The organism is Pseudomonas sp. GM55 (assembly GCF_000282395.1).
Taxonomy (GTDB): Bacteria; Pseudomonadota; Gammaproteobacteria; order Pseudomonadales; family Pseudomonadaceae; genus Aquipseudomonas; species Aquipseudomonas fluorescens_CC.
The window spans coordinates 40714-65495 of sequence record NZ_AKJJ01000044.1 but is presented as its reverse complement, the minus strand read 5'-3'; the positions used below and the strand labels follow the sequence as shown (position 1 = coordinate 65495).

The following is a 24782-nucleotide window of genomic DNA, read 5'->3' as shown; positions in this document are numbered from 1 at the left end:
CGGCTTTTGTCTGTAATGAGGCCGGCGTGATCAGACGCGAGATTGTTCACCCTCTGCCAGACAGACTTGCATGATCCGCAGGTTTTTGTCCGTCACGCGGGTAGGGAAAACCTCACTCAAACGGTCTTCGTGTACAGGGATGACTCGCTTGACTTCATAGTCGACCGCTTTGAGCATTTCCTCGGTCGCCAGCACCAAGTTGGTGTTGCTGTTTTGCGCCAGGCCAACGGGACGGTAGTCTAGCGTTCCAGTGATATCACTGTTGATGATCTGCGGATTGGCCACCATGTTGTCGTAGACGTACACAAGGTCTCCGGCCAACACCCAGCTGTTATGAGCGACCGCTGCCAGATCGTTGCGCACATGTACCCACATGCAGCCGAAGGTGTGGCTGTCGAACGCAACGCGTAGATCAATGCCAGGCGCTACATCTTCCATTTCGCCATCTACGCAAATCAGCCGTCCTTGGCGGGCCAGTTCCACTGCACGGAGAATGTCCGAGGGATCAAGCCCCGTGCGCGTCCAGCTCAGTCGATCCGGCAGGGCCATGGCCCAGATCCATTTCGACAGTTCACGTTCCTGAAGGTAGAACCGCGCATTGGGGAAAGCATCGGTGTTACCGAAATGGTCAAAGTGAGCGTGTGTGACAAACACGGTATCGATGTCTTCGGGGGTCACATCGCACTGAGCCAGAACCTCTCGCGCGGAATGCCAGTTAGTCACGCCAAACTGCCCAGCCAGGGCCTGGCCATAGTCACGATGGTTGTAACCGACGTCCACCATAATGGTCCGGCCATTTCCCTTTATCAGCACGTAGCAGTACGGCAACTTTCGAACACCTTCGTTATGGATGCCGTATTTGATACCGCTGACTGGAAAGTCAGGGATGTGGGCGTATTCGAGAATCCAGATCGAGTAGGGGGACATGACAGCCTCTTTTATTGGTCTTTGATTGACTGTGGTTTCACTGCTGCGAACAACAAAAACAGGTGTTTTGCAGGTCCACCGGCATAAGCCCTGAGTGCGGGATGGCGATGCAGCGCAAGAGTGCGTTGGCCTTGTTGAGTTCGCTCAGCCATCCGGGGGCGCGCGTTTTGAAAACAGCAGCGTTATTGATGTTGCGATGCAAGGCCCGAGAGAGGTCAAGCAGGTTTCTGGCCGCGAGTGAAAGGTGTTTGAAATGCGTTAACCCCATAGGCGGAACATTGAGTTGGTTCAGTAAATCCAGGGTCTCGATCAGCGCCTGTTCCGGGGTTTTGGCTAATTGCGCGTAGGTGGAAAAGCCATTGCGGGCATGCCCGAGAATTAGCAAGCCAGCCATTTGCGCAATGACCCGATTGAGCTGCCCATAAGGATGTTCGATCAAGGCGACGTAACGATTGAGCTCATCGGTGACATGCACCAACGAGCGGTCTGATGGGACGGGTATAGGCTGAACCGCTTCATCGCCGAAGGGGGCCAGGCGACCCTCCATACAGTCCTGACTGAACGACAATGAGTAAGGCGAGTCTTGCGAACGCATAGCATCAAACATGTGGGGGCTCTCTTATTGTAATCCGCTTGAGTATTTGAGCGGCCCGGCCCCTTGGCAAACGCATAAAACTGATCGCAGCTAATCGACTGGCTGATGGATATCCCTGGGTTTTTCCTGTGAACAAAATTCACATCCGGTGTGAATAACCGGGCGTATCCACGGATTCAGAGATGTAATAGTTTAAGCCCATGTGCTCCCAAAGCCGCCGGCACCGCCGTCGAAACTAATAAGAGAAGGAGGAGAGATCTGGACAACTATTCCCAAATGCTCGCCTTCATCCGAGCGGCCGAACATGGCAGTTTTTCCGCGGCGGCCCGTGCCGGCCATCTGACCCCCTCGGCCGTCAGCAAGCTGATTTCACGACTGGAAGATCGCTTGCAGGTGCGATTGTTTGTGCGAAGTTCTCGGGCACTGCTGCTGACGGAGGAGGGCGCGGCGTACCTCAAAAGTGCACTGGCCGTCGTCGATGCCATGAGCGAGGCGGACTCACTGGCCGAGCGATTGCCCACCAGGGTCAGTGGCATGCTGCGCGTGCATACGATGACCACGTTCGCCAAGCATCAGATAATGCCGTGGCTACCTGAATTTCTCGCCACTTACCCGCTCCTTGATCTCGACATTCAGCTGGGGCCGCAATACATCGATCTGTTCGAGCAAGGGGTGGATGTGGCGATTCACAGCGGGTTCTTGCCTGACTCTTCGCGGGTGGCGCAACGTCTGAATGACAATGAATGGATTGTGTGCGCTTCACCCGAATACCTGGCCCGTCAGGCGCCTCTGCTCCATCCGCAGGACTTGCTGGAGCATCAGTGCTTCGGGTTCAGTTTCGATAGTCAGTGGAGCGCCTGGTCGTTTCGGGAAAACGGTCGCTTGATCAAGGTGCCGTTCCGCAGTCGCACGTCATTCAGCCAGGGTGACCTGTTGCGAGATCTGGCGCTGCAAGGGGCGGGCGTCGTCAAATTAGCCGGGTTTCATATTGGCGAGGATATTCGTCAAGGTCGTCTCGTCCCTGTGCTGTCCGAGTTTTATATCGGAACAAAAGAATCAGTCAGTCTGATTTACGCGAACCGTAAATACTTAAGTCCGCGAATCAAAGTATTTAATGACTTCCTCAGCAGCCGCGTCAAAGGCTTGTGCTGGACGATTACATAACACATTTTAGCAAGACCCTCTTTCTTGCCCTGTTGCTTAAGTTGCATTGATTGAAAGTGCGCTCAATCGTTATCAAGTTGCACGTTTGCTGCCGACTTGATGGTGTCTGCGATAGCGATATCGCAATCTGGTAAATGTCTGACCGTGAGGTTGAATAAAAATGACTGTACAAGAACAAAGTTTGGCAAGGCCTGTGATGACTTCTCATCGTGGTGATCGATCCAAGGTGCCCTATCAATTCGACCAGCCGGCCGGTATGCCAGCCGACTTTTTGCTGGCGGGTGCGCTTAATCTCGACTGTGATGAACGCGAGTGGGTACCCCAGGCTGAAGGTGTCTGGTTTCGGCCATTGATACTGAGCCTGAGTGGCGGCTACTTCGTCAATCTCACCCGGGTGCGGCGCTCAGGTGTGCTGTCCCGCCACCGCCATGGTGGGCCGGTGCACGCGTTTACTTTGCGGGGCCACTGGCATTACCTCGAACACGAATGGGTGGCCACCGAAGGGAGCTACGCGTTTGAACCACCTGGAGAAACCCATACGCTGGTAGTGCCCGAAGAGGTCAGCGAAATGATTACCTTGTTTCATGTGACCGGCAACTATGTCTATGTAGATCCCTACGGTAATGCACTGGATTACGAAGACGTTTATACGAAACTGGAAAGTGCCCGTCAGCATTATGAAAGTGTCGGGTTAGGCGCTGACTATGCCGATCGTTTCATTCGTTGACACCTGACCCGTATCAACTGTACGCCGCGAACTCTAAATGAATTTACGAATTCGCATTGTTCGCGGATACCAGTTTTTCTAGCTTGCGTGAATTTTTATGCTGCTTGCGCAGCAAGCAATACTTTTTGAAATCCATGTCGCGGGGTATTAAAAGCGCGGCCCCGAGTTTGACTCGATGAAATCTTTCTTGCGCACTTCCAATAACAATATTTGCAGGAGATTCGATCCATGCAACTCCAATCCTCCGTCGCTCAAGGCGCCATGGCGTTGATCGATGACAACGATCCTGTTTACCGAAAAATTGCCTGGCGGCTCATGCCGTTTCTGTTCGTCTGTTACGTGTTCGCCTATCTGGACAGAGTGAACGTCGGGTTTGCCGCATTACATATGAAAGCCGACCTGAGTTTCTCCGACGCCGTCTACGGCTTGGGGGCGGGTATCTTTTTCTTCGGTTACGTGTGCTGCGAGATACCCAGTAATTTGTTGATGAAACGTCTGGGTGCCCGGGTCACTATCGCCCGAATCATGATCGGCTGGGGCTTTGTGTCGTGTTGCACCATGCTCGTTCATAGTCCCACCTCGTTCTATCTCATGCGCCTGTTGCTCGGCGCTTTTGAGGCCGGCTTCGCTCCGGGGGTATTGCTGTACTTGACGTTCTGGTTTCCACCGGCCCGACGGGCTCAAATGGCCGCGATTTTTCTCTGCGGGTCGGCTATCGCTGGCGTGGCAGGGGCGCCGTTGTCAGGGGTCATTCTGGATGCGTTCCATGGGATTGCCGGGCTGCAAGGCTGGCAATGGCTGTTTGTCATAGAAGGAGTTCCGTCCATCGTGCTGGGCCTCATCGCACTGGCGTTGCTCTCTGATGGCCCGAGTACCTGCAAGTGGCTCAGACCCGACGAAAAGGCCAAAGTAATACGGCATTTGGCGAGTTTCCAGCCGGCAGTCGATAGAGGTTTCCTGGCCGCTCTGCGAGAACCTCCGATCCACTTGATCGCCTTGACTTGGTTCACCATCGTTTGTGGCCACAACGCCGTCAACTTCTGGATGCCTATGATGTTGCGGGAAGCAGGCTTGACCACCGCGACGCAGATCGGCATGTGGGCCGTCGTGCCTTACGCCTTCACCACGATCGGAATGATCCTGATCTCACGACATTCCGATCAGCGACTCGAGCGGCGTATTCATATTTCTGCGTGTTCATTGCTGGCGGCGGTAGGTTTTGGGATGTTGCCATTTGTTCAGGGCCATTTTGGCCTGAGTATTTTCGGGCTGACACTGGCAGCGCTCGGTGTGTTCTCTGCAATGCCGATCATCCTCGCAATGCCAATGAGCTATCTGCCGGCCGGCGCCACCGCCGGGGGGATCGCTTATGTGAACACGATCGGGATGCTGGGTGGTTTTGTCGGGCCTTACATGATGGGCGCGATCAAGACGGCTACGGGCAGTTTTGCGAACGGGTTGTTCGCCGTTACCGGACTGTTGTTGATCGGAATATTGATCATGACCTTGATGGTACGAACTCCTCGCCTGGAACCTGTGCTGGATGCGCGAGTACCTGCCGCATAAAGCGAAGAAAATAGTGTGTGACATTGCCTGCTCGCGATGTGATTCGTTAGATAATTCGTCGAGTGATTACTCGGCGATTTAACTATTTCGTTTGTACTCGCAGGGGCGGAGAGGGGCTTGCTCTTGTTTTTATAATGCAAGCGGTGAGGCGTAAGGAGCCGTAGTCGTTTGATGCGCGGGTTTAACCGTTAACCGCCGAAGGTGTCGCAATCTGTTGACAACGAAAGGTATTCAAGCCCTTTGATGTGTCCACTGGAGTCGCGGTAGATCATGGTCACGGGAGCGGCATTGCACTTATCCGCTGGGGTCGTAATCGAAATCACACTGGCGATGTCCAGGTGCATTGCGTAGCGATACGGTTCAATTTCTACATGGCGTTCATCTGTTGACTGACCTGCCATGACTGTGGAACAGAACACCAGAACTGCCAATGGAAGCAGGTTTTTCATTGCAATAACCTCGTTGATCAAGACTCCCTCCGTACGTTGCGTGGACGAAACCGAGGGAGGTAAGCCGGGTGTTGATGCAGCGATTCGACCTTAGAGACCGATAACGTCGCGATGAACCTCAAGCGAATTGCGCTCTACCCAGTTGTGCGCCAGCAGACCGTCTGGGCGTACTTCCCAAACCGCAGTACCGAGCATTTCGAAAGGCGTGCTACACGAGCGAGCACCTATGAAGCCCTTGTTCTTGCCGGTGAGTTTCCACCGTGAGGCCACGCGAGTACCTTCTTTGTTCTGGAAGGTCTCGATGCTGCCAAATGTGAAATCTTCGATCTTCGACAGAAAGACGCCGATCCACTCAATAAAAGCTTCACGGCCGACGACATCGACCCCGCCAGAGGTAATGACAAAGTCTTCAGCAACAAAGCGCGCGGCGGCCTGGGGATCTTTCGCCTGCCAGACTTCGCGCCAGAAGCGTTCAACAATTTCTACAGCTTTATTGTCAGGCATTTTCTATCTCCTGGAATTTGGGCTCCGCGTCCCATTCAGTGGTGACGCCGGATTAATCGGTGAACGTCCCTGGGGGATGATCACAAGCACGATGTTCGGAGTTTGCTATCTATAATTCAAACGCATAAAGTTAATGGCATCTAGTTGATAGGCGAATTCATCATGCAAGCGGGCGACGTTGATATCGATTTGCTTCGGGCGTTTATCGCAGTCGCAGAAACGGGAAGCTTCACGGCGGCGGCTGAGGTGATTGCACGATCGCAATCAGCGGTGAGTCAGAAAATCATCCGGTTGGAAGAAGTACTTGGCATGCGCGTTTTCGAGCGTACCAGTCGTGCATTGACCCTGACCCCAGAGGGCGAACGTCTTCTGGTTGGCGCACGCAAAATGATGGTGCACTTTGACAATTTCGTCCGTGAAATCAGGGAGCCGGAGGGGGTGAATGTCCTGCGTCTGGGCATCTCTGAGAACCTGGTGCCTACCCAGTTGCCTCGACTGCTCTCCCGCTTCAGCAAGCTCTATCCGGATATCCAGCTGGAACTCACCACTGGCCTCAGCAACGACTTGTTGGCGGACCACGAAGCAGGACGGCTGGACGTGGTGATCGCTAAACGCAAGATCAGCGCCACGGCCCAGCGAGGCAGAATCATCTGGCGTGAACCACTGGTCTGGATTGCCGCAAAGGATTATGAAATTGAAGCATCGCGGCCGGTGCGCCTGGTGATGATGCGACCTCCATGCGCGTACCGCGCGATCATGATCGAGGCGATGGCTTCGGTAAGGCGCGAGTGGACTTCGGCCTGTCTGGCCAGCAATCTGATTGGCGTTCAAGCAGCCGTAGCAGGCGGATTGGGTATCACCGCCCTTGGCACTTCATTTCTGCAAGAAGGCATGAAAATCGTCGAGCCCTCGGAAAAATTGCCAACGCTGCCCACCACTGAAGTGGCGGTGATCGGAGATGATGTTCGCACTCAGCATTTAGTCCAGCCTTTGGTGTCGTTGCTGACTGAAGGACTAATGTCTGGCACTAGCCTGACCTGACATTCCAGATTTCATCCTTCTTGATCGCGTCTGCGAAGGGCGCCTTCAATGCTGATCTTGCAATAGCGCGATCAACGCCTTCACACAGCCGGGCAATGCTTCTATGTCACGAACCAGGATGCTGCGTTCGCGAACGACCCAAGGCTCGTCCAACGATAATATGGCCAGATTCATGGTTTTACTGTTACGGATGGCGGCCGACTCCGGTATGACGCCAATGCCGACACCCGCCTCAACCATTCGGCAAACGGCCTCGAAGCTCGACAACTGAATTCGCCATACCAGGGTTTCACCCAACAACTCGGCCTGGTCACGGACAAACGCCTGGAGCGTGCTGCCTTCTTGCAAGCCGACGTGATGGAACGCCACAGTGTCACGCAATTTTATGTGCTTGCGTTGTGTCAGCTCGTGCTCTTTGGGTACCACAAGCACCAGTCGGTCTGTACTGAAGTGCAACACTTGAAGGTTTTTCGCCGCAACAGGGCCGGCAATGATGCCGATATCCGTTGAGCCATCAAGTACCCCTCGAATGATGTCGCGCGATAGGCGCTCCCGTAAATCAACCGTCACACCAGGGCGTGCGGCGAGGAATCCTGCCAGCAGTTCCGGAAGGAACTCAGTGACAGCAGTTGTATTGGCGAAAATGCGAATGTGTCCGGAAGAATCGGTGCCGAATTCGGCGAACTCGGTTTTCAAGTAACCGACCTGACGCATGATCAATCGGGCATGCTGCAAAAGCTTCTTCCCGGCGTCCGTCAGATCGACACCCTTGCTGTCGCGATACAACAAGTGGCTGTTCAACTGCGCTTCCAGCGCCTTGATCCGCACGCTTGCAGCGGCAGGCGAGATGAAGGCTCGTCGCGCCCCCTGAGTCAGACTGGAGGCTTCTGCGATGTGTATGAACAACCGCAGATCGGTCAAATCAAAGTGCATCGGCAAAGCCCTTTTCCTACTAGCTGAAGCGTTAATATTGTATTAACGCCGGGTTAAATAAAAGTAGATTCACAGAACGCCAGGCCACTCGCATTATCGGCCTCGACCGAATAATCGAGGACGCACATTTCATGAGTAATCAGGACCTGAGCGCTTGGCTTGGCAAGACTGAACAGGCGGTGGATGATCTGGGATCAGGACAAATCAAGCGCGTAGCGGCAACTTTTGGTGCGCAGCCGATAATGCCCGGCGCGCCGCTTCCAGCGTTGTGGCACTGGTGCTTTTTTCAGGACCCCGTGGCCGAGTCTGGCCTGGGGGCAGACGGACATCCAGCCCGCGGCGGTTTCCTGCCTCCTGCCGACAATCGCAATCGAATGTGGGCCGGCAGCCGCGTCGAATTCTTTCAATCGCTACTTGCCGGTATTGAGGCGTCCCGCCTCTCGACCCTCACGCATATCGAAGAAAAAGTCGGGCGCAGCGGCCAGTTGTTGTTCGTGACGGTAAGGCACGAGTTTTTCCAAAACGGACACCTGTGCATTCGCGAAGAACAGGACATTGTGTATCGCGAGGCCAGCGCACCGAATCTGGCACCCGGCAATGCAGTGCCGGCAGCTCAGTGGAATGAATCCGTTTCTCCTACCGCCGTACTGTTGTTCCGTTATTCGGCCATCACGTTTAACGCGCACCGTATTCATTACGACGTTCCCTATGTCGTGGACGTTGAAGGCTATCCCGAAAAAGTCGTCCACGGCCCACTCATAGCCACACTGAATCTGCATGCATTTTTACGCGCCCATCCCACTGCACAACTGCGCACCTTCAGCTTTCGTGGCGTACGCCCATTGATCGCTCCCCAACTCTTTGAAGTTGGAGGAACACTAGTTGAATCCAACCACGCGCATTTATGGGCGAGCAATGAAGGCGGGATCGCGCAGGTCGCGGATCTGATTTTTGACTGAGTGAGCCAACACACTTGCTGGCATTTTGAGAGTGATTGCAATGCAAAACAAAAATGAAGAACTCAACGCAATTCGGGAAGGTGTACAGGCATTGTGCGCGGAGTTCGACGGCGCTTACTGGCGTGAGGTCGATGAGCGCAAGGGCTTCCCGGAAGCGTTTGTCAAAGCACTGACTGACGCCGGATGGTTGGCCGCAATGATTCCTTTGGAATATGGCGGATCTGGCCTGGGGTTGGCCGAAGCCTCGGTGATTCTCGAGGAGGTCAACCGTTGTGGCGGTAACTCCGGCACCGTGCACGGGCAGATGTACAACATGTTTACGCTCCTGCGTCACGGTAGCGAAGAGCAGAAAAGTTACTACCTCCCCAAAATCGCTGCAGGTGAACTGCGGCTGCAATCCATGGGGGTCACTGAGCCCTCTACGGGGACAGACACCACGAAGATCAAAACGACGGCCGTTCGCAAGGGCGACAGGTATGTAATCAATGGGCAGAAAGTCTGGATCTCGCGCATCCAGCATTCCGACCTGATGATCCTGCTAGCGCGGACCACGCCCCTGGCGGAAGTGAAAAAGAAGTCGGAAGGCATGTCGATCTTCCTGGTCGATCTGCGCGAAGCCATCGGAAACGGCCTGACTGTCCAGCCGATTGCAAACATGGTCAATCATGAAACCAATGAGTTGTTTTTTGACAATCTGGAATTGCCGCTCGACAGCTTGATTGGGGAGGAGGGCAAAGGATTCAGGTACATCCTTGACGGCCTGAATGCCGAACGGACGTTGATCGCCGCAGAGTGCATTGGTGACGGCCGCTGGTTTATTGAAAAAGCCAGTGCCTATGCCCAGGATCGCGTCGTTTTTGGGCGCCCGATCGGACAAAACCAAGGTGTCCAGTTTCCAATTGCCGAAGCGCATATCGAAATCGAAGCGGCAGATCTCATGCGCTGGCGTGCTTGTGAAGAGTACGACAGCGGCATTAACGCCGGTGCCAGTGCCAACATGGCCAAGTACCTCGCTGCAAAAGCTTCATGGGAAGCCGCCAATGCCTGCTTACAGACCCACGGAGGCTTCGGTTTTGCCTGTGAGTATGACGTTGAACGCAAGTTCCGCGAAACACGCCTTTATCAGGTCGCCCCGATTTCCACCAACTTGATCTTGTCGTACGTAGCCGAGCACTTGCTCGAGCTGCCTCGCAGTTTTTAAGGGAGTCAGCCCATGAGCCATACACAACAATTAGCGAGTTTTCTCGCTGATCTTAATTATTCCCACATCCCCGACAACGTGTTGAGCCGCACAGAGGAACTGTTTCTTGACTGGCTCGGCAGTGCGTTTGCGAGCCAGGGCGCGCACCCGATCCCGTTGTTTGAACGTTACACAGAAACAATGGGACCGACGCAAGGCAAGGCCATAATCGTCGTCAACGGTCGCAGCACTTCCGCGTACTTTGCGGCGTTGGTCAATGGCGCTTCGTCGCATCTGGTTGAGCAGGACGATTTACACAACAGTTCGGTACTGCACCCTGCAACCGTCGTATTTCCGGCGGTGTTAGCCGCCGCGCAAGAGCATGGGAAGTCGGGCCGTGACTTGCTTTTAGCGTCGATTGCGGGCTATGAGGCAGGCATCCGCATTGGTGAGTTTCTAGGGCGTTCGCATTATCGTATTTTCCACACTACAGCGACTGTCGGGACCTTGGCGTCGGCGGTTGGGGTGGGCAAGTTGCTTGGATTCGACCAGGAGCAATTTATAAATCTTCTGGGTACCGCCGGTACTCAAGCGGCCGGGCTTTGGGAGTTTTTGCGCGATGCCGCCGACTCCAAGCAATTGCACACGGCTAAGGCTGCCGCAGATGGTTTGCTCGCGGCCTATTTAACTCAAGACGGGCTTACCGGAGCGCGCAATATTCTGGAAGGCGATCAAGGCTTGGCTGCTGGAATGTCCAGTGATGCCGATCCAGGCAAATTGTCGAACGGCCTTGGCAGCCGATGGGCATTGCTTGAGACCTCTTTCAAATTCCACGCCTCATGTCGGCACACCCATCCTGCTGCTGACGCACTGCAGAACGTGATGCGCGAACACGAGCTTACCCATAAAAACATTTCCAAGGTGGTCACCCACGTCCATCAGGCGGCCATTGATGTGCTGGGGCGCGTAGTAGTGCCCAAGACTGTCCATCAGGCGAAATTTTCCATGGGAACGGTCTTGGGTTTAATCGCCGTTCACGCAAAGGCAGGGTTAATCGAGTTCGATCGTCTAGCGCTGACCGATCTGGATGTCGCGAGTTTTGCAAATAACGTCAGCATGGAACTGGATCTGGAAGTCGATCGCGCTTACCCGCAGCAGTGGCTCGGTCGAGTACAAGTCACCACAACAGATGGTCGGGTGTTTCTCGGCAAATGCGATGAGCCTAAAGGTGATCCGGGAAACACGCTGTCTCGCCTCGAACTGGAAGAAAAATTCCGTAGATTGCTGAGCTTTTCTGAAGCACGAACACCCGACCAGATCAATCAGCTGATCGAACGTATCTGGGCGCTCCAGTACACCGACAACCTGTCGACACTGTTGGAGTAGTCGTTAATGAATCAAAACAATAACGCAACGCGTCCGTTGGACGGGATCACGGTTGTCAGTCTTGAACACGCTATTGCAGCGCCATTCTGTACGCGCCAACTGGCGGATATGGGCGCGCGAGTGATCAAAATTGAAAGACCCGATGTTGGCGATTTTGCTCGCGGGTATGACACTCGAACCAACGGTTTGGCATCACATTTTGTGTGGAGCAATCGCTCGAAGGAAAGCCTCGCGTTGGACGTCAAGGCAGAAGGGGCGGACCGTGTACTCGACGCTTTACTTGCCAAGGCCGACGTCCTGGTGCAAAACCTGGCACCCGGTGCGGCTGCGCGAATGGGGTTGTCGTTTGAAGCGCTGCGCGACAGGTATCCGCGGCTTATCGTCTGCGACATCTCGGGGTACGGGGAGGGCGGGCCTTACTCGGACAAGAAAGCGTATGACTTGTTGATTCAAAGCGAGAGCGGCTTCTTGTCAGTCACAGGGGGGGCAGGCGAGGATGAGATGGCCAAGGCCGGGTGTTCGATCGCCGACATCGCGGCCGGTATGTATGCCTACAGCGGCATATTGTCCGCGTTGCTGTTGCGCGGGCGCACCGGGCTTGGCAGTCGGGTCGATGTCAGCATGCTTGAAAGTCTTGCTGAATGGATGGGCTTTCCAATGTATTACGCCTACGACGGTGCTCAGCCGCCACCGCGTGCCGGCGCCTCTCACGCCACCATTTACCCCTACGGACCGTTCCCGGCTGGCGACGGGGGAGCGGTGATGCTCGGTCTGCAAAATGAGCGCGAATGGGCAACTTTCTGCGACCAGGTGTTGCTGATGCCTTACCTGAAACTCGACGAGCGTTTTTCCGCCAACGTTCAGCGATCCGCCAATCGCAAGGTTTTACGGCAGATCATCGTAGATACCTTTGCCGATCTGAAGGCAGCGGAAATTGTCGAAAGGCTGGACCGCGCGCAGATTGCCAGCGCCAACGTCAACGATATGGCCGGATTGTGGAACCATCCACAACTAAAAGCGCGCAAACGCTGGGTACAGATTGACAGCCCCGCAGGGTTGCTTCCAGCAATGCTGCCTCCAGGCATTAACAGTGCGTTCGCTCCTCGCATGGACCCTGTCCCCGCGCTGGGCGAGCACAGTGAAGCCATTCTTGAAGAGCTCGGTTATACGGCCGAATCTATTGCGCAAATGAAGCGGGGGGCAGTGATATGAGTGGACGAAACTTACCGTCGGTGATCACTGCGTTGTTTGTTCCAGGGAGTCGACCGGACCGGTTTTCAAAGGCGCTGGCTTATGGCGCAGACCGGGTAATTGTCGATTTTGAAGACGCCGTTGAGGAGTCTCTCAAACAACAGGCACGCCACAATCTGGCAGCGTTTCTGCGTAGTCATCCGAAAGCGCAAGTCATGGTGCGCATTAATGCGCCCGATCATTGTGAGCACGCCGCCGATATTGACTTCTGCGCGGCGCACCCAGGTGTTATCGGCGTGATCTTACCCAAAGCCGAGTCGGTTGCTCAGGTCGAGGCACTCCTGCGTTGTGGCAAACCCGTATGGCCGCTGATTGAAAGTGCCAGGGGCCTGCTTGCGCTGCAGAGCATCGCAACGGCCAAAGGTGTTGAGCGCTTGAGTTTCGGGGGCCTGGACCTGGCTCTGGACTTGGGTATGAAGGGCGCTGAAGAAAGCGCAACGATCATGGATCAGGCTCGTTTTCAACTGCTGTTGCACAGCGTGAGCGCGGGTCTGGCGCCGCCGATCGACACCGTGTTTGCCAATATCAGTGATTTGCACGGGTTGTCTCTGGCAGCACATCGCGCACGGGGTATGGGGTTTGATGGTTTGCTGTGCATACATCCTGCTCAGCTGACAGTGGTCGCAACGGTGTACGCCCCTGCGGCGCGTGAGGTGGAGTGGGCACGTAACGTCCTTGCTGCGGCTGAAAAGGAAGGGGGAGCGTTTCGCTTCGATGGACAGATGGTTGACGCGCCAGTGCTACAGCGCGCTCGTCAGGTACTGGCTCATGCAAATTAACCGGAACATTTGCTTCAGATGCCGAAGGCTCTTGCGCAAGGTGCTTTTCGGATTGAGCAAGTTGCCTGCCTATGCATAGCGAGTGGGCATGGGCGGTGTGACGAATGAATTCGCTCCTTAAAGAACGGCCGGTGTTGTGCGACTCGGCAATCGTGCGAGTCGCCACCCAATTGATGCTCGAACAAGGCTACAGCGCCATGTCCATGCGCACATTGGCCAGAACGCTCGGGGTGCATGCAGGTAGCCTTTACTACCATTTCCCCGGAAAGCGGGAGTTGCTTGAACAGGTGCTGACGTCGGTGTTGCAGGAGCGGCTCGACGCCTGGCAAGCCTTCAAACCTGCACTTGGAGGCGTTCTGGACCAGTTCGATGCATTTGTACTGTTTCATCTGCGCCGCAGTATTGAGTTCGGAGGTGAAGAGCGTTTGGTTGAGCGGGACATGCGCCATATCGATGAAGCATCACAGTGTCAACTGATCAAGCTTCACGCACGTTATGTGGGCGAACTCCGTGAGATTATTACTCACGGCATTGAGCAGAAACTGTTTCAAGTGTGCAATATCGACCTGCTCGCGCAGTGCATGCTGTCGATGCTTTCAGGGGTCATCATTGCGATGGGTAGTGAGGCGGTGACGGTTCGATCCCTCACCGATCCCGTGGCGATGCTCTGTCGAAAACTGGTTCAGGTTAGGCATTAGCCTTGGCTGCGGCAAAACACTCGCTAGAGGCAGTCGCGCGTCTTGCTCGCGTGAGCCGCAGTAGGCTGGATCGCGATCAATGTACCCCTTGCGTCACGTCCCTGATTTTTTTCACCTGTTCAACCGTCACGCTCGAACCCTCCTTGTGCCACGCGGTGCGCAGATAAGTCACCACGTCGGCCACGTCTTGATTGTTCAGCGCGGCGTGGAAACCGGGCATGGGGAAGGGGGAGGGGATGCTATGGAGCACGATGAAGGGGGTGCCATTAAGGGTGACGTTGATCAACGATGATGGATCCGGCTCCAGCACATTGGGGTTCCCCGCTAACGGCGCCAGCCAAGGCGCTCGACCTTGGCCGTTGCTACCGTGACATTGAAGACAATGGTTGGCGTAGAGCAGGCGGCCACGATTGCCACTGAGGCTGGTTGCCAGGCCCGCTCCCGGTTGATAGGGTGCTCCATCATCGTCACGGGCTCCGGGCAGGGATTTCAGGTACACCGCGACGGCACGCAAATCCTGTTCAGTCAGGTGTTGGCTGCTATTGTTGACCACCTCGGTCATTGAGCCGAATGAGGTCGCGTGCCGATTAGCGCCGCTGCGCAGGAAGTTTTCAATGTCCTGGATGTCCCAGCGACCTAGCCCCGTGTTGTGATTGCCGGTCAGATTGGAAGCGAACCAATGGTCGACCTGTGCACCGCTCAGGTAGCGAGGGCTGTTTTGATCCAGACCCAGTTCCTGAAAACCGATTCCTCTCGGCGTGTGACAGGCACCGCAATGCCCTAGGGACTGGACCAGATAAGCGCCGCGGTTCCATTCTGAAGACTGCTGCGGGACGGCGGTGTAGCGTTCATCCTCTAGAAACGTCCAACTCCAGAACATCAATGGCCAGCGAATGCTAAGCGGCCAGGGAATGTCCGACGCTGTATTGGCCTGGGCGACGGGGGGGACTTCCTGCATGAACCAGGTATAGAGCGTATGCATGTCCTCGTCGCTGATTTTCGCATAGGAAGGAAATGGCATGGCCGGATAAAGGCGATGGCCGTCCTGGGCTACGCCTTCGCGAACCGCTCGTATGAATTCGGCCTCGCTGTAGCGACCAATGCCGGATTCACGATCAGGGGTAATGTTGGTGGAGTAAATGGCGCCCATGGGCGTCACCATTTTAAGCCCGCCGGCAAATGGCTTGCCTCCGGGAACAGTGTGGCAGGCGGCGCAATCTCCGGCCCTCGCCAGGTATTCGCCGGTACTGGCGAACGTACTGTCGGTGGCTGCGAATGCAGGCACAATTACTGCACTCAGCCAGACAAGGCAAAGGGCAGGAATCAGGTTCTTTTTCATGATCAGGTTCCTTATCTGGCGTTGACAAGGTCTATCTTGCGGAGGTGCGCTTTGCCTGGAAATTCGGCACGGCTGCTTATCACCTCAGCAAAAATTCCCAATGAGGTTTTGCCTCACCCTATGGCCGCAGGGTGTTTGCACAACGGTGTTATGTCGAGCGCCATGAAGGGGAACAGCGGCAGAGCGCTCAGGATTGCGTGAAGCTCGTCGATACTTTCGACATCGAAAACACTGACGTTTGCCCATTTTCCAGCCACCCGCCATAGATGTAGCCACTTCCCTTGATGCTGAAGTTCTTGCGCTTGCTTGACCTCCAGGGCGCTGAGGTTTCGAATTTTTTCCTGGTCCGCGTCATGCGGAATGTTGATCTGGATGTGTACGTGAAACAGCATGGGAATCTCCTGTCTGTCTGAGGGCGAATAAGCGACCTCCGTTCTTACAAACGGATAATCACTGATTTCAATTGCGTGTAATGAGACAGGGCATCAACACCTTGTTCGCGTCCATATCCGCTTTGTTTGAAGCCACCGCAGGGCGTCTGCACGAAGCCGCCGCTGTATTCGTTGACCACGATTCGCCCGGCCTCCAGTCTGCCTGCAACGCGATGGATGCGTCCGATGTCCCGACTCCATATCCCGGCCCCCAATCCAAACTCACTATCATTGGCAATGCGCAAGGCGTCGGCTTCATCCTTGAACGGTATGACACACACGATCGGTCCGAAGATCTCTTCCCGAGCCAGCGTCATATCGTTAGTGACGTGGGTGTAGACCGTAGGTTCGATGTACCACCCCTCATCCAGTCCTGGCCGGGATAGCACCTTGCCCCCGATAGCAAGCGTCATACCTTCGCGTTCGGCGATGGCGAAATAGCTTTTTATTTTTTCGAATTGCGCCTGAGTTGTGATGGGGCCTGAAGTGGCGTCATCTTCCGGGCCGACGCGCAGCGCTGCGACTTCGGCGACTAGCTTTTCCACAAAACGATCGTAGATATTTTCCTGAACCAGCAGGCGCGTGCCGGCCGCGCACCATTGACCACTGTTCCATGTGAAGGCAGTGGTCGAACCCCTTGCCGCAGCATCGAGGTCAGCATCGTCAAAGACGATATTGGCTGACTTGCCGCCCAATTCCAGGGTCAGTGGGAGAATGCGCTCTGCGGCGATATGTCCCAGTTCCTGACCTGCTCGCAACCCACCGGTGAAGGAGATCTTGCGAATATCAGGATGACGGGCCATGACCGGCCCTATAACGCTGCCTTTTCCAACGATGACGTTGAAAACGCCAGCGGGTATGCCGGCTTCTTCCACGGCAATGCGCGCCAACTCTACCAATGATGCGGAGGTATGCTCGGATGGTTTCGCAACGACGACATTGCCGGTGGCCAACGCTGGCGCGATTGCTCGTGCAGCTTGGTGGAGCGGGGCATTCCACGGCAAAATTACGCCGATAACGCCGAATGGATCGCGCCGAGTGTAAACATGGTAATTCGGGCCTTGGTTGATCACTTCGCCATCCATCACATTCACGATGCCGCCATAGAACTCGAAGTATTGGGCGGTGAGATCCATTAGCGTTGACATCTCACTGCGCGGCTTGCCAGTGTCTGCACTCTCCAGCGCGCCCAAGGTGCTTTCACTGCGCCGAATGATGCGAGCCAGGTCGTTGAGTAGACGTCCACGGTCAGCTGGGCGCATATCGCGCCACGCCTGCAATGCGCTGGATGCCGATTCGATAGCGAGCTCAACATCGCGTGCTTCACTGTTGGCGACTTCACTGAGTTTGAGCCCGCTGCGCGGATCGATTTTGTCCACATACGCGCCTTCCACCGGCTCCGAATATCTCCCGTGGATGTAACTCTTCACTTTTTCAAACATGGTCATTTCTCTCTGAATGAAATCTCGCAATTCGAGGCGACAAGCGAGCAGTGTCGGGTCAACCTTTATCGTCGGTACGCGGCAGACGATGCAGGCAGGGTGAATTTCATTACAGAAGCAAGCAGAGGGTTGTTCAACTGATTTTATGGCGTTGGAAGATTGAGAAAAAACCAATCGTCAGTGGATTACGGAACGAAAAAGAGCCTGGAAAAGAGCGGGGATAAGCATCTGAAACCACAACCGCGACATTATTGCCGGGGTTTTTCTTTGGGAAATCATTTAGTAGATCCACTCGCTTGGCCTCGCTGAGGTTCGTTATCAACCTCAACGCTCACGCTTGTGAAAATTTGCACATGAACTCCGCGCGCGTGGGCATATGTAAGTCAAAGAGCACTGTTTATGCTCCCTCCACTACGGGAATTTATGCGGAGTGTTAACGATGAATATCGAAGTGAAAGCTGACAACACACTGGGCGTCATGCGGGCCGCCTGGGTAATCACGGCAATATTTATACTTTCCAATGCTGCAACACCGTTATATGGAATATGGCAGGATGAATTAGGATTTGCTTCGGGAATACTGACTGTTATTTTCGGATGTTACATTCTCGGGTTGTTAATGACGTTAATTGTTGCTGGGCAACTTTCGGATCACTATGGGCGCAAAGCAATGTTGCTGCCATGCATTGTGATAGCCATCGCAGCCGCAGTGTTATTTGAGGCGGCTCAAAGCGTCTTCGTCCTGATGCTTGCGCGCTTCCTGACAGGCGTATCAGTGGGTATTGTCGTCTCTGCGGGTATGGCCAATGTAGTTGAACAGACCTCGTCCCATCGTAAGCATTTCGCGTCGTTAATGGCCTCTGTTGCCATGGTCGCGGGTGCGGGCTCGGGACCTTTGTTAGCGGGGGTAATAGCCCACTACTGCGCGGATCCGATTCGCCTGGTCTTCAGCACTGAAATCCTGCTGTTGTTGCTCGCGCTGATCGCCGTTCTTCGCCAACCCCATCGGAAGTTGGGTACCGGAACGTTCCGTCCCAAGCTTCCCTCTATACCAAAGCAGAGCATCGGCATTGTCTTGCTGGGAGTGACCTTTTTCGGGCCCGGGATCACAGCTACGTCTTTTGTGCTTTCGTTGGGACCGAAGATGCTCGCGACATTTTTACATACCAATCAACCCCTCCTGAGTGGTGTGATGGCGTTTTTCATGTTTCTTACCGCGGTGCTCGTGCAATTTGCGATGAAGCCATTCGGCGTTAAAAAAATGTTTTTGCTCAGCGGCCTCTCGACGATTTTAAGCATGCTGGGTCTGTGGTTTGCACTGCACTTTGGCTCTGCGGCGTGGCTTCTGGTAGGCGCTTTGTTTGCCGGAGCGGGTCAAGGTCTGGGGCAATTGGGCGGGTTGACGCTGATTGCCGATAATGTGTCGGCCAATCGCCGAGCTGAGGCGAATGCGATATTCAATATCGGCGGTTACATACCAGCCGGCATCATTCCAGTGGCCACGGGTTATCTCATTGAATTTTTCGGTTTGGAAATGGGAGTGACTGCCTTGGCCGGTTTTATTGCCAGCAGTGCTCTGCTGGCGCTGGCCGGCTTGGCAAAGTCTGCGAGGATCGCTTGATCCAGTGATGTTTATTCCCACAAAAAAAGGCGCGAGGCAACTCCTGCCTTTTTTCATCCGCCTCAGTATTGAGTTGATATTTTGTCAACTGACTCCTTTCTTCATATCGTTTGAGCGGTCACGCTTGATGTACGACCATTCCTGAAACGATCTGCTGCTGGCGGATACAACAGGAGGTCAAATGAACAAATCATCGCAACTTAATCGGTTTCAGCTGAAACACAAGTTGTGAACAGTTGGGTGGGTGAGGCGTATATTGAGCGCACGTCACCAGGCATTTTCTTGCAGAGAGGCGAGCACCATGAGTCAGTCACTATCGCTGGTTGTGAATCAAAAAACAGTTACAGTCGAAGTTGATGATCCAAATATGCCACTCCTATATGCTCTTCGCGATGAGCTTGGATTTCATGGTCCCAAGTTCGGCTGTGGCTTGGGCCAGTGTGGTGCTTGCACGGTATTGCTCAATGGAGAGGCGTTGCGGTCTTGCCTGATGCCCGTATCCGCCGTAGTAGGTTCTAGCGTCACCACGCTTGAAGGTTTGGCCGAAGGCGACACCTTGCATCCTCTGCAACAAGCGTTCATCGATGAACAAGCAGTGCAGTGCGGCTACTGCATCAACGGCATGATCATGCAGTCGGCGGCGTTGCTGCATCGCAACCCGACACCGAGCGACGAGCAAATCCGCCAGGAACTGGCCAATAACTTATGCAAGTGCGGCACTCATGTGCGGATCTTGCGCGCGGTAAAACGCGCCTCCGAATCGATGCAGGGAGGCCAACATGTTTGATATCTCAAGCAGTCGACGAGGGTTTCTCAAGGGTGGGGCGGTTGTGGTCGGCTTCAGCCTGCTACCTCAAGCCGCTCAGTTGCTTGCTCAAACAGGTACTCAGGAGAAAAGCGTCGACATCGATCAAGTCGACGCTTTTCTAGCTATCGATAAAACCGGTCAGGTCACGGTGTTCTCCGGCAAAGTTGATCTGGGTACCGGGGTTGAGACCGCGCTGGCGCAAATGGCCGCCGAAGAACTCGATGTAGCAATTGAACGGATCACGATCGTCCAGGGTGATACAGCATTGACCCCGGATCAAGGCACCACATACGGCAGCATGTCGATCACCAATGGCGGGTTGCAGATTCGCCAGGCTGCGGCGACTGCCCGTCAGGCATTGATAGCTAAAGCCGCCGTGCGCTTAAAGGTCGGAATTGATCGCTTGCAAGTCACTAACGGCGTGATCTCCACCGCACCTGGGGCACCTGGCCTCAGCTATGGCGAACTGGTTGGCGGCGATCAGTTGAACTTGCCCATCGCGACGACAGTGGTGCTCAAAGATGCCACGCAATACCGGAGCATCGGTAAGTCCGCGGCGCGTCGTGATATTCCACCAAAAGTCACCGGCGACTTTACCTACATGCAGGATTTCAAGGTGCCGGAGATGCTCCATGCCCGGGTCATTCGGCCACCAGCGATGGGGGCAACGCTAGTCAGCGTTGATGAGGCGTCGGTCAAGGACATTCCTGGTCTATTGAAAGTCGTGCGCGAAGGAAACTTCCTGGCAGTGGTGGGCAAGACGGAATGGTCAGTGATCCAGGCGATGAGAACCCTCAGCGCTTCGTGGACGAACTGGACGGGACTGCCTGAGCAGGAAAAGCTTTGGGAGCATGTGCGTGCTACACCCGTGACGAATACCGAAGTCTCCAGCAAGTTGGGCGATACCGGTGCGGCTTTGGGCAGCGCACATCGCACGTTGAAATCCACCTACGACTTCGCCATTCATACCCATGGCTCCATCGGCCCATCGTGTGCCATCGCTCAGTTCAAGGACGGTGATCTGACCTGCTGGACTGCATCCCAGGGCACCCACGCCTTGCGTCGGCAGTTGGCGGTGATGTTCAAGCTTGATCCAAAAAACGTACGCGCGATTTACCTGGAGGGCGCCGGTTGTTATGGCCGCAACGGTAATGAGGACGCAGCGGCAGATGCAGCTTTGTTGGCGAAGATCATGAACAAGCCGGTGCGCGTGCAATGGATGCGTGCCGATGAACACGGGTGGGACCCGAAGGGGCCTCCGACGCTCATCGATATGCAGGCCGGTTTCGACGCTGACAACCATTTGATCGCATGGCAAAGCGACTTCTTTGTGCCGGATGGCAAACCGGGTACGGTGGCGCTGATCGCCGCCGACCTGAGCGGCATGCCCCATGAAGACTTCATCTCGCCGGGCGGCGTGATGGGTAATTCAGGCATTCCTTATCGGTTTGCCAATATTCTCACTCAAGGTCATCGCTTGGCCAATACGCCGTTTCGTCCTGCATGGATTCGCTCCCCGGGGCGGATGCAGAACACTTTTGCCAACGAAAGTTTTCTTGACGAAATTGCAGCAGTTGAAGGAATTGATCCGATGACGATCCGCCTCGAAAGCATCGATCCCACCGACTTGCGTGGTGCCGAGGTGTTGCAACGGCTGGCAACGATCTCGAAGTGGCAGGCAGGGGCTTATCCTCGCCCGGCCGGTACCGACGAGACGGTAAGGGGGAGGGGACTGGCCTACGTCAAATACGACTTGTCGAAAACTTACGTGGCCATGGTGGCGGACGTTGAGGTAAACCGAAAAACCGGCAAGATCCTTGCGCGCAAGTTCTACGTCACTCATGACTGTGGGCTTGTCATCAATCCCGACGGGACCCGCAACCAGATCGAAGGCTGCATCGTGCAAACCCTCAGCCGGACCTTGCGCGAAGAACTCAAGTTCGATCAGGCGACCGTGACCAGCCGCGACTGGGCGTCCTATCCGATCCTCACCTTCCCGGAAGTTCCGGAGATCGAAATTGAGTTGATCGAACGTCCCACGGAACCTCCGCTGGGCGTAGGTGAAATTGCCGCGGCCGTGGTGTGTGCGGCGGTCGGTAACGCGGTATTCGACGCCACGGGAGTGCGTCTGCGGTCAATACCTTTCACCGAGGCCAAAGTGTTGGCCGCGTTGGGGCATACCGCAAGCACCAGTGTTTGACTGCCCGCAATAGCGGCAAAACTACCCGCTGCTGTGATGCAGTAGTGAGTGTTTTTTCTGGCTGCTCAGCGTGGGTTTTCAGCCACATTCCCACCCTGAATTAAGTCTCTATCCTTCAAGTATGTCCGGAGGCCCCATGGACAGCGTCGATCTCAACGTCTTGAAAAACGTCCTGCAATGGCGCCGCGACGGACATCTTGTCTGGCTCTATACGGTCATCCAGACATGGGGAAGTGCACCCCGTCCACCAGGCGCGATGTTAGCCTTGCGCGAAGATGGCATGGTGATCGGGTCAGTGTCGGGAGGGTGCATTGAAGATGATCTGATCGCTCGTCGTCAGTCAGAACGGGATCAAGATGTGCTCAATCTTCCCGTACAACTGATCACCTACGGATTGAGCAGAGAAGAAGCGGCCCGTTTTGGACTGCCCTGCGGAGGCACGTTACGGTTAACCGAAGAACGGATAACTGATTCGTCCTGGGTCGAAGAACTGTTGGCATGCTGCGAAAACCACGAAATTGTGAGTCGTGAACTGTCGTTAAGCACAGGTCAGTCGAAACTGGGTGCTGCGACGTGCGATGATCTCCTTGAGTTCGACGGAAAACGACTGAAGACTGTTTATGGGCCGCGCTGGCGTCTGCTGTTGATTGGCGCTGGACAACTGTCCCGCTACGTGGCGTCTATGGCTCGAATGCTGGATTTCGACGTCCTTATCTGCGATCCGCGAGAAGAGTTCGCCTATGGCTGGGAGGACGAAGGAGCCCGCTTTGTTCCAGGAATGCCCGACGATGCCGTGCAAGCGATCGTCCCTGATGCGCATACTGCCATCGTCGCGCTCACCCATGATCCAAGGTTGGATGACATGGCACTATTGACCGCACTGAAGTCCGATGCTTTCTATATCGGCGCGCTTGGCTCTCGAGTTAACACACTCAAACGTCGAGAAAACCTCCTGTTGCTTGGGTTGGCGGAGGACGAAATTGCTCGATTGTATGGGCCTGTTGGTTTACATATTGGTAGTCATACTCCGCCGGAAATAGCCTTGTCGCTGATGGCCGAAATCGTCTCGATCAAGAATGGAGTCCAAGCGGTGCAAAAGAAGTCCTTTGTTGAGCCGAATCTGTTATCGCTGATCGCAAGCGCCTGAATCTCTGTGATCTAACACCGACTGAACCAAAGCAGTGATTTATACCTTTGCTCGTTACCGTGCCCAAGCTCCCTAGAATCCCCCGTGGATGCAAAAGCTGTGGTCTCTACCTGCTTTGCAAAGAGGACACTATCTCTAGCCTTTTTAAGCGGACATCTATGCGACAAGTGCGCCGTCATCTCGCTCAAGGCATCTCTATCATGCCAATGGATAGTCGGTAAGTGGCTGCTGGGATCACTGATGCGGCCCCAACAGCTCTATGAGCCTTACTTTCTACTACCGATTTCGCAGCCAATCCAAAAAAATTCCAGCATTGAAAGTATTCAGTGTTTGTTCACCCTGAACCCAGAATGTGTGAAACCGCTTTTGGTCTTCATTGTCTTGCAGCGACGTTCATTGGCTGAGAGATTGCTCGGTTATTCACGCAAGGTGTGATTTGGCGGACGCGTAACGTCTTATTCGAAATATGGAAAGTCGGTATAGCCCTTCTCACCGTCGCGTGTATAGAAGGTGGAATGAGGAGCCTCAGCAAGCGGCCAATTGTTTCTCAAACGATCCACCAAGTCAGGATTGGCAATGAAAGGTCTGCCGAAAGCTATCAGGTCTGCCCAACCGTCATCCATTGCCGCCTGAGCCGCTTGTTGGTCAAATCCTCCACACCAGATCAATGTTCCCTGAAAGGCGTTACGGACCTCGCGCACTAAGTCGTCACTGAGATTATTTTCGTTGAACTCGCTGTCCACAGTGTTGCCTGCTGGTAACGGTTGGTAGACGACATGCAGATAGGCAATTTCACGGCGATTCAACTCGCTGCACAGGTAAAGCAAAGTTTCTTCTGCGAATGGATCAGAGGGCATGCTATTGAATTTTCCGAATGGGGAGACACGAACGCCGACCTTATCGGCCCCTAGTTCCTGAATCGCAATGTCGACCACATCCAGCAGCAGACGCGTTCGCGTTTGGGGTGTCTGCCCCCCGAATTGATCAGTACGCGTGTTTAGGCTCGAGTTCATGAACTGATCGAACAGATAACCATTGGCGCCGTGAATTTCCACACCATCAAACTCGGCAGCTTTCGCATTTCTGAAGGCGAGCGTGAACTCATCGAGCAGTCCTGCGACCTCGTCGGTCTCAATCTTGCGCGGAGTATCCGCGGGAACGAAAACCGCAGTACCTGTGCTGTCGTAGATAAATACATCGGATTGTGCTGCCCGCTCATCGGTCGCACCACGCGGTGCCTCTCCGTTAGGTAGCATTGTGTGGTGGGCCATTCTGCCGACGTGCCAGATTTGCAGAAAAATCGTACCGCCGTGGAGATGGACTCGGTCGGTTACCAGGCGCCAACCTTGAGTCTGCTCCGCTGTATAAATGCCTGGGGTGCAAGCGTAACCCTTGCTATACGCCGACACATCGGTAGCTTCCGTAATGATCAGGCCAGCACTCACTCGTTGCGCATAATAGGCCGCCATAAGCGCATTGGGGACGTCCCCGGTGGAGGTGCGTGATCTGGTCATCGGGGCCATGACGATGCGGTTTTGCAGCTTGCGGGTGCCTAGTGCATAGGCCTTGAACAAGGAGGACATCTGAATTATCTCCAAAGTGGACTGGAGAACCAGATTAGTTAGAGCTTATTCT

The 24782-nt window shown here is 54.8% G+C and carries 23 protein-coding genes; 14 read left to right on the top strand and 9 right to left on the bottom strand.

Annotated features, from left to right (window positions below):
• Positions 1–30: 30 nt before the first annotated feature.
• Positions 31–927 carry an N-acyl homoserine lactonase family protein gene (locus tag PMI31_RS10695; RefSeq protein ID WP_008018026.1) on the bottom strand — a complete coding sequence of 299 codons (897 nt, stop codon included), beginning with the start codon at positions 925–927 and terminating at the stop codon, positions 31–33.
• 37 nt (positions 928–964) lie between these two features.
• Positions 965–1534, bottom strand: coding sequence for a hypothetical protein (locus PMI31_RS10690; RefSeq protein WP_008018024.1), 570 nt, complete (start codon positions 1532–1534; stop codon positions 965–967).
• Positions 1535–1798: 264 nt separating this feature from the next.
• Between PMI31_RS10690 and PMI31_RS10685 the strand changes: the two genes are divergently transcribed.
• The 3 genes from PMI31_RS10685 (at position 1799) to PMI31_RS10675 (ending at position 4979) form a co-directional block, all read left to right on the top strand.
• A complete protein-coding gene (locus PMI31_RS10685) occupies positions 1799–2686 on the top strand; it encodes a LysR family transcriptional regulator (protein WP_008018022.1) in 888 nt (295 codons plus the stop codon).
• 160 nt (positions 2687–2846) lie between these two features.
• A complete protein-coding gene (locus PMI31_RS10680) occupies positions 2847–3413 on the top strand; it encodes a 2,4'-dihydroxyacetophenone dioxygenase family protein (RefSeq protein ID WP_008018021.1) in 567 nt (188 codons plus the stop codon).
• Between the two features lie 228 nt (positions 3414–3641).
• Positions 3642–4979 carry an MFS transporter gene (locus PMI31_RS10675; RefSeq protein ID WP_008018020.1) on the top strand — a complete coding sequence of 446 codons (1338 nt, stop codon included), beginning with the start codon at positions 3642–3644 and terminating at the stop codon, positions 4977–4979.
• A gap of 188 nt (positions 4980–5167) precedes the next feature.
• Here PMI31_RS10675 and PMI31_RS10670 read toward each other — a convergent pair whose 3' ends face one another.
• Both PMI31_RS10670 and PMI31_RS10665 read right to left on the bottom strand, forming a co-directional pair.
• The gene (locus PMI31_RS10670) at positions 5168–5449 is read right to left on the bottom strand and encodes a DUF2790 domain-containing protein (protein ID WP_008018019.1); all 282 of its coding nucleotides are present in this window, start codon (positions 5447–5449) and stop codon (positions 5168–5170) included.
• A gap of 69 nt (positions 5450–5518) precedes the next feature.
• On the bottom strand, positions 5519–5932 hold the full coding sequence (locus tag PMI31_RS10665; protein WP_008018018.1) for an ester cyclase: 414 nt from the start codon (positions 5930–5932) through the stop codon (positions 5519–5521).
• A 162-nt stretch (positions 5933–6094) separates the two neighbouring features.
• Between PMI31_RS10665 and PMI31_RS10660 the strand changes: the two genes are divergently transcribed.
• On the top strand, positions 6095–6973 hold the full coding sequence (locus PMI31_RS10660) for a LysR substrate-binding domain-containing protein (protein WP_008018017.1): 879 nt from the start codon (positions 6095–6097) through the stop codon (positions 6971–6973).
• Between the two features lie 45 nt (positions 6974–7018).
• Here PMI31_RS10660 and PMI31_RS10655 read toward each other — a convergent pair whose 3' ends face one another.
• Positions 7019–7906: a LysR family transcriptional regulator gene (locus tag PMI31_RS10655; protein ID WP_008018016.1), complete on the bottom strand. Its 888-nt coding sequence runs from the start codon at positions 7904–7906 to the stop codon at positions 7019–7021.
• Between the two features lie 131 nt (positions 7907–8037).
• Here PMI31_RS10655 and PMI31_RS10650 point away from each other — a divergent pair, with 131 nt between their 5' ends.
• The 6 genes from PMI31_RS10650 to PMI31_RS10625 all read left to right on the top strand — a co-directional run bounded on the left by PMI31_RS10650 (position 8038) and on the right by PMI31_RS10625 (position 14159).
• On the top strand, positions 8038–8865 hold the full coding sequence (locus PMI31_RS10650; protein ID WP_008018014.1) for an FAS1-like dehydratase domain-containing protein: 828 nt from the start codon (positions 8038–8040) through the stop codon (positions 8863–8865).
• Positions 8866–8905: 40 nt separating this feature from the next.
• Positions 8906–10066, top strand: coding sequence for an acyl-CoA dehydrogenase family protein (locus tag PMI31_RS10645; protein WP_008018013.1), 1161 nt, complete (start codon positions 8906–8908; stop codon positions 10064–10066).
• 12 nt (positions 10067–10078) lie between these two features.
• Positions 10079–11431: an MmgE/PrpD family protein gene (locus PMI31_RS10640; protein ID WP_008018012.1), complete on the top strand. Its 1353-nt coding sequence runs from the start codon at positions 10079–10081 to the stop codon at positions 11429–11431.
• A 6-nt stretch (positions 11432–11437) separates the two neighbouring features.
• A complete protein-coding gene (locus PMI31_RS10635; protein ID WP_008018011.1) occupies positions 11438–12643 on the top strand; it encodes a CaiB/BaiF CoA transferase family protein in 1206 nt (401 codons plus the stop codon).
• Positions 12640–13461 carry an HpcH/HpaI aldolase/citrate lyase family protein gene (locus PMI31_RS10630; protein ID WP_008018010.1) on the top strand — a complete coding sequence of 274 codons (822 nt, stop codon included), beginning with the start codon at positions 12640–12642 and terminating at the stop codon, positions 13459–13461. Before PMI31_RS10635 ends, PMI31_RS10630 begins: the two co-directional genes overlap by 4 nt.
• Before the next feature lie 104 nt (positions 13462–13565).
• A complete protein-coding gene (locus PMI31_RS10625; RefSeq protein ID WP_008018008.1) occupies positions 13566–14159 on the top strand; it encodes a TetR/AcrR family transcriptional regulator in 594 nt (197 codons plus the stop codon).
• Between the two features lie 76 nt (positions 14160–14235).
• Here PMI31_RS10625 and PMI31_RS10620 read toward each other — a convergent pair whose 3' ends face one another.
• The 3 genes from PMI31_RS10620 to PMI31_RS10610 form a co-directional block, all read right to left on the bottom strand.
• Positions 14236–15498, bottom strand: coding sequence for a c-type cytochrome (locus PMI31_RS10620; RefSeq protein ID WP_008018006.1), 1263 nt, complete (start codon positions 15496–15498; stop codon positions 14236–14238).
• 113 nt (positions 15499–15611) lie between these two features.
• On the bottom strand, positions 15612–15890 hold the full coding sequence (locus PMI31_RS10615) for a muconolactone Delta-isomerase (RefSeq protein ID WP_008018005.1): 279 nt from the start codon (positions 15888–15890) through the stop codon (positions 15612–15614).
• Positions 15891–15934: 44 nt separating this feature from the next.
• Positions 15935–17371 carry an aldehyde dehydrogenase family protein gene (locus PMI31_RS10610; RefSeq protein ID WP_008018004.1) on the bottom strand — a complete coding sequence of 479 codons (1437 nt, stop codon included), beginning with the start codon at positions 17369–17371 and terminating at the stop codon, positions 15935–15937.
• Positions 17372–17810: 439 nt separating this feature from the next.
• Here PMI31_RS10610 and PMI31_RS10605 point away from each other — a divergent pair, with 439 nt between their 5' ends.
• From PMI31_RS10605 to PMI31_RS10590, 4 genes are all read left to right on the top strand, one after another.
• Entirely contained in the window at positions 17811–18992 is a 1182-nt protein-coding gene (locus tag PMI31_RS10605) for an MFS transporter (protein ID WP_008018003.1), read from the top strand.
• 301 nt (positions 18993–19293) lie between these two features.
• Positions 19294–19779 carry a (2Fe-2S)-binding protein gene (locus PMI31_RS10600; RefSeq protein WP_008018002.1) on the top strand — a complete coding sequence of 162 codons (486 nt, stop codon included), beginning with the start codon at positions 19294–19296 and terminating at the stop codon, positions 19777–19779.
• A complete protein-coding gene (locus PMI31_RS10595) occupies positions 19772–22000 on the top strand; it encodes a xanthine dehydrogenase family protein molybdopterin-binding subunit (RefSeq protein ID WP_008018001.1) in 2229 nt (742 codons plus the stop codon). Before PMI31_RS10600 ends, PMI31_RS10595 begins: the two co-directional genes overlap by 8 nt.
• Positions 22001–22136: 136 nt before the next feature.
• Positions 22137–23147 (top strand): XdhC family protein, encoded by a 1011-nt coding sequence (locus PMI31_RS10590; RefSeq protein WP_008018000.1) that lies wholly within the window; start codon positions 22137–22139, stop codon positions 23145–23147.
• A 455-nt stretch (positions 23148–23602) separates the two neighbouring features.
• Here PMI31_RS10590 and PMI31_RS10585 read toward each other — a convergent pair whose 3' ends face one another.
• Entirely contained in the window at positions 23603–24730 is a 1128-nt protein-coding gene (locus tag PMI31_RS10585; protein ID WP_008017999.1) for an alkene reductase, read from the bottom strand.
• Between the last annotated feature and the right edge of the window lie 52 nt (positions 24731–24782).

Bases quoted from the DNA above. Each gene is read 5' to 3' on its own strand.
- PMI31_RS10605 (WP_008018003.1), top strand. From the start codon at position 17,811: ATGAATATCGAAGTGAAAGCTGACAACACACTGGGCGTCATGCGGGCC.
- PMI31_RS10600 (WP_008018002.1), top strand. From the start codon at position 19,294: ATGAGTCAGTCACTATCGCTGGTTGTGAATCAAAAAACAGTTACAGTC.
- PMI31_RS10665 (WP_008018018.1), bottom strand. From the start codon at position 5,932: ATGCCTGACAATAAAGCTGTAGAAATTGTTGAACGCTTCTGGCGCGAA.
- PMI31_RS10625 (WP_008018008.1), top strand. From the start codon at position 13,566: ATGAATTCGCTCCTTAAAGAACGGCCGGTGTTGTGCGACTCGGCAATC.
- PMI31_RS10640 (WP_008018012.1), top strand. From the start codon at position 10,079: ATGAGCCATACACAACAATTAGCGAGTTTTCTCGCTGATCTTAATTAT.
- PMI31_RS10650 (WP_008018014.1), top strand. From the start codon at position 8,038: ATGAGTAATCAGGACCTGAGCGCTTGGCTTGGCAAGACTGAACAGGCG.
- PMI31_RS10675 (WP_008018020.1), top strand. From the start codon at position 3,642: ATGCAACTCCAATCCTCCGTCGCTCAAGGCGCCATGGCGTTGATCGAT.
- PMI31_RS10695 (WP_008018026.1), bottom strand. From the start codon at position 927: ATGTCCCCCTACTCGATCTGGATTCTCGAATACGCCCACATCCCTGAC.
- PMI31_RS10630 (WP_008018010.1), top strand. From the start codon at position 12,640: ATGAGTGGACGAAACTTACCGTCGGTGATCACTGCGTTGTTTGTTCCA.
- PMI31_RS10585 (WP_008017999.1), bottom strand. From the start codon at position 24,730: ATGTCCTCCTTGTTCAAGGCCTATGCACTAGGCACCCGCAAGCTGCAA.
- PMI31_RS10615 (WP_008018005.1), bottom strand. From the start codon at position 15,890: ATGCTGTTTCACGTACACATCCAGATCAACATTCCGCATGACGCGGAC.
- PMI31_RS10660 (WP_008018017.1), top strand. From the start codon at position 6,095: ATGCAAGCGGGCGACGTTGATATCGATTTGCTTCGGGCGTTTATCGCA.
- PMI31_RS10595 (WP_008018001.1), top strand. From the start codon at position 19,772: ATGTTTGATATCTCAAGCAGTCGACGAGGGTTTCTCAAGGGTGGGGCG.
- PMI31_RS10620 (WP_008018006.1), bottom strand. From the start codon at position 15,498: ATGAAAAAGAACCTGATTCCTGCCCTTTGCCTTGTCTGGCTGAGTGCA.
- PMI31_RS10685 (WP_008018022.1), top strand. From the start codon at position 1,799: ATGCTCGCCTTCATCCGAGCGGCCGAACATGGCAGTTTTTCCGCGGCG.
- PMI31_RS10655 (WP_008018016.1), bottom strand. From the start codon at position 7,906: ATGCACTTTGATTTGACCGATCTGCGGTTGTTCATACACATCGCAGAA.
- PMI31_RS10635 (WP_008018011.1), top strand. From the start codon at position 11,438: ATGAATCAAAACAATAACGCAACGCGTCCGTTGGACGGGATCACGGTT.
- PMI31_RS10690 (WP_008018024.1), bottom strand. From the start codon at position 1,534: ATGTTTGATGCTATGCGTTCGCAAGACTCGCCTTACTCATTGTCGTTC.
- PMI31_RS10680 (WP_008018021.1), top strand. From the start codon at position 2,847: ATGACTGTACAAGAACAAAGTTTGGCAAGGCCTGTGATGACTTCTCAT.
- PMI31_RS10590 (WP_008018000.1), top strand. From the start codon at position 22,137: ATGGACAGCGTCGATCTCAACGTCTTGAAAAACGTCCTGCAATGGCGC.
- PMI31_RS10610 (WP_008018004.1), bottom strand. From the start codon at position 17,371: ATGTTTGAAAAAGTGAAGAGTTACATCCACGGGAGATATTCGGAGCCG.
- PMI31_RS10645 (WP_008018013.1), top strand. From the start codon at position 8,906: ATGCAAAACAAAAATGAAGAACTCAACGCAATTCGGGAAGGTGTACAG.